At 49.4% G+C, this 4,024-nt stretch carries 2 protein-coding genes; both read right to left on the reverse strand.

Going from position 1 to position 4,024, the window contains the following annotated elements:
• Positions 1–39: 39 nt before the first annotated feature.
• The gene (gyrA, locus tag ACKOVI_RS06160) at positions 40–2,538 is read right to left on the reverse strand and encodes a DNA gyrase subunit A (RefSeq protein ID WP_509603211.1); all 2,499 of its coding nucleotides are present in this window, start codon (positions 2,536–2,538) and stop codon (positions 40–42) included.
• On the reverse strand, positions 2,538–4,024 hold a 1,487-nt coding region (locus ACKOVI_RS06165; RefSeq protein ID WP_509603212.1), incomplete at its 5' end, for a toprim domain-containing protein. The genes ACKOVI_RS06165 and gyrA, both read right to left, overlap by 1 nt.

The following is a 4,024-nucleotide window of genomic DNA, read 5'->3' on the forward strand; positions in this document are numbered from 1 at the left end:
CAAAACGCCTTTGCCTATTTGCTACAGGCGCAGACAGTACTACTTTTCCTCAGAAATCTCATCTTCCCGGCTGCGAGTGACGGTCAAAAGGGTCGCACCTTCATCAAGATTGACGAGGCGAACGCCCATTGAGTCACGGCCGGTCTGGCGGATTTCTGAAGCTTGAGTGCGCATCACGGTGCCTGCGCTGGTGATTGCAAGGATCTCATCGGTATCGATGAGGACAAGGGCAGAGACGAGAGATCCGCGAGAATCTTCATCGATCTTTGCCGCCTTGATTCCAATACCACCGCGACCCTGAAGTCGGTACTCCTCGATTGGAGTCTTCTTTCCATAGCCACCATCGGTTGCTGTGAAGACAAATGAGTTTTCGCCATCGACGCGAGACATCGTTAAGAGTTCATCGCCTGCACGGAACTTCATTCCGATAACACCAGATGTTGAACGTCCCATGGAACGAAGTGATTCATCGTTGCAGACAAAGCGAACTGACATCGCTTTGCGAGAGACGAGAAGAATCTCATCGCCATCTGCGGCAAGTGTTGCAGAGACAACTTCATCATCGCCTTTGAGGTTGATTGCAATCAAACCACCGGTACGAGGTGAGTCGTACTCAATCAAAGGAGTCTTCTTGATGAGTCCACCCTTGGTTGCAAGAATCAAGAATGGTGCTGCGTTGTAATCCTTAAATGACAAGACTTGTGCAATTGTTTCTTCTGGCTTGAAGGCAAGAAGGTTTGCAACGTGCTGACCTCGAGCGTCGCGACCTGCATCAGGTAGTTCGTGCACCTTTGCGCGATAGACGCGACCTTGGTTGGTAAAGAACAACAACCAGTCGTGTGTCGATGCTACGAAGAAGTGATCGACGACGTCATCTTGCTTGAGTGATGCACCCTTTACCCCGCGGCCACCGCGTCGTTGTGACTTGTACAAGTCAGCTGCAGTGCGCTTTGAATATCCGCCACGAGTAATGGTGACGACAACATCAGAATCTGGAATCAGGTCTTCTGCAGAGAAATCGCCTTCAGATGCAACAAGCTGTGTGCGACGCTCGTCGCCATACTTTGTTACTAATTCTGAAAGCTCTGTCTTCACAATTTCGCGCTGTTTCGCCTCTGATGCCAAGATCGCATTGAGTTCGACGATATCTGCCATCAAGCCTTCATATTCATCATTGATCTTCTGACGTTCCAAAGCAGCGATACGGCGGAGCTGCATATCGAGAATCGCATTTGCCTGTACTTCATCGACATCGAGAAGTTTCATAAGGCCGGTACGTGCTTCTTCAGGAGTCTTTGATGCGCGAATCAGTGCGATAACAGCATCAAGTGCATCAAGTGCCTTGAGGTAACCCTTAAGGATATGGGCGCGCTTCTCTTTTTCCACCAAGCGGAACTTGGTGCGACGGACAATAACTTCAATCTGGTGCTCGATGTAGTACTTGATGAACTCATCAAGGCGAAGTGTGCGAGGGACACCATCAACGAGAGCCAACATGTTGGCGCCGAATGTGTCCTGCAACTGAGTCTGCTTGTACAAGTTGTTGAGAACTACCTTAGGAATAGCAGAGGTCTGAAGCACGATGACAAGGCGCTGGCCGAGACGCTCGTTACCTTCATCGCGTACATCTGCGATGCCCTTGATTTTGCCGTCTTTAACCAGCTCGGCGATCTTGAGAGCCAAGTTATCTGGGTTGACTTGATATGGAAGTTCGGTGACAACAAGACATGTGCGCTTATTGATCTCTTCAACATTAACAACTGCGCGCATCGTGATAGATCCACGGCCTGTGCGGTATGCATCTTCGATTCCGCCGCGTCCAACAATCAGACCCTTCGTTGGGAAATCTGGACCTTTAACGACGGTAAGAAGATGTGCAAGAAGTTCTTCGGTTGGCTGATCTGGATGCTCGAGGGTGTAGATAACGGCCTCGCCGATTTCGCGAAGGTTATGAGGCGGAATATTTGTCGCCATACCTACTGCAATACCTGCAGAGCCATTAACAAGAAGGTTGGGAAAACGTGAAGGCAATACATCCGGCTCTTGTGAGCGGCCGTCATAGTTTGGTGAGAAATCAACGGTATCTTCATCGATATCGCGCATCATCTCCATCGCCAGAGGCGCAAGACGAGCTTCGGTATAACGCATCGCTGCAGCTGGATCGTTGCCGGGAGAACCGAAGTTTCCGTTGCCGTCGATCAGTGGATAGCGCAGTGACCAGGGCTGAGCCAAGCGGACAACAGAGTCATAGATCGCAGTGTCGCCGTGTGGGTGGTAATTACCCATCACATCACCGACGATACGAGATGACTTGTAATAACCCTTATCCGGACGATACCCGGCATCAAACATTGCATAGAGCACACGGCGGTGAACCGGCTTGAGACCATCACGAATATCGGGAAGTGCGCGCCCGACGATTACTGACATCGCATAGTCGAGATAGCTGCGCGCCATTTCAACTTGGAGGTCTACCGTTTCAATACGGTCGTAGGTTGCGCCGGATGAATCGGCAGCGGTTATTTTCTCGTCGCTCATTAGATATCCAAGAACCTAACATCCTTAGCGTTGCGCTGAATAAATGCGCGGCGCTTCTCTACATCTTCGCCCATCAATACTGAGAACAAGTCATCGGCTGCCGCTGCATCATCGAGTGTGACGCGGATAAGCACACGGTGATCTGGATCCATCGTTGTATCCCACAGCTCTTTAGCTGGCATCTCACCAAGACCCTTAAATCGCTGGATACCGTCATCTTTAGGAAGGCGCTTGCCCGCGTCGATTCCATCTTTAATCATTGCATCGCGTTCGCGATCACTAAATGCGTACTCGACCTCATCCTTGCCAGACCACTTCAACTTATAGAGCGGTGGCTGTGCGAAGTAGACGAAACCGTTTTCAATAAGAGGGCGCATAAAGCGGAAGAGCAAAGTAAGCAGCAAGGTACGGATGTGTTGTCCGTCGACATCAGCATCGGCCATCAAAATAATCTTGTGATAGCGCAGTTTCTCGATATCAAAGTCATCGTGAACACCGGTGCCGAGCGCAGTAATCAGCGCCTGTACCTCGTTGTTCTGAAGCACACGATCAATGCGCGCCTTTTCAACGTTGAGAATCTTTCCGCGAATAGGAAGAACAGCCTGATTGCGAGAATCACGACCACCCTTTGTTGATCCACCCGCTGAATCTCCCTCAACGATATAGAGCTCGCACTTTGCAGGATCAGTCCACTGGCAATCAGCGAGCTTTCCTGGCATTCCGCGACCTTCTAGTAAACCCTTGCGATTACGCGCTAAATCACGTGCTTTTCGCGCTGCCACACGAGCAGATGCCGCATCAATCGACTTGCGAATGATGTCTTTGCCTTCTTGTGGATTTTGCTCAAACCATGCAGTGAGCTGTTCATTAACAATCTTCTGTGTAAATGAACGTGCTTCCGTGTTGCCAAGTTTTGTCTTTGTCTGACCTTCAAACTGTGGCTCGCCAAGTTTGATAGAAACAATTGCTGTAAGACCTTCGCGAACATCGTCACCAGTAAGACGATCTTCCTTCTTCTTAATCAATCCTTGTTCTTCAGCAAACTTATTAACAACAGAGGTCAATGCGGTACGGAAACCTTCTTCGTGTGTTCCACCTTCATGTGTATGAATTGTGTTTGCAAAGGTGTAGACAGATTCAGAGAAACCTTGGTTCCACTGCATCGAAACCTCAAGCGATAAACGCGCCTTGGTATCTTCAGCTTCGATAGCGATAACTGACTTGTGGAGCTCGCCGCGAGTGGAGTTAAGGTGCTTTACAAAGTCAGTAATGCCACCTGCATATTGATAGCGAACCGAGAGCTGCTCGCCTTTTTCATCGACATGGCTCTCACGCAAATCTGTAAGAGACAAGATAAGTCCCTTATTGAGAAATGCCATTTCGCGGAATCGTGTTGAGAGAACCTCGAATGAGAAATCAACTGTTTCAAAGATCTCTGGTGATGGCCAGAATTGAATTGTTGTTCCGGTTTCAGTGGTTGCTTCAC

Origin of the sequence: Candidatus Planktophila sp. (genome assembly GCF_046070465.1) — a bacterium.
Lineage (GTDB): Bacteria > Actinomycetota > Actinomycetes > Nanopelagicales > Nanopelagicaceae > Planktophila.

Coding starts and splice junctions, on each gene's coding strand:
- gyrA (WP_509603211.1), bottom strand. CDS start 2,538: ATGAGCGACGAGAAAATAACCGCTGCCGATTCATCCGGCGCAACCTAC.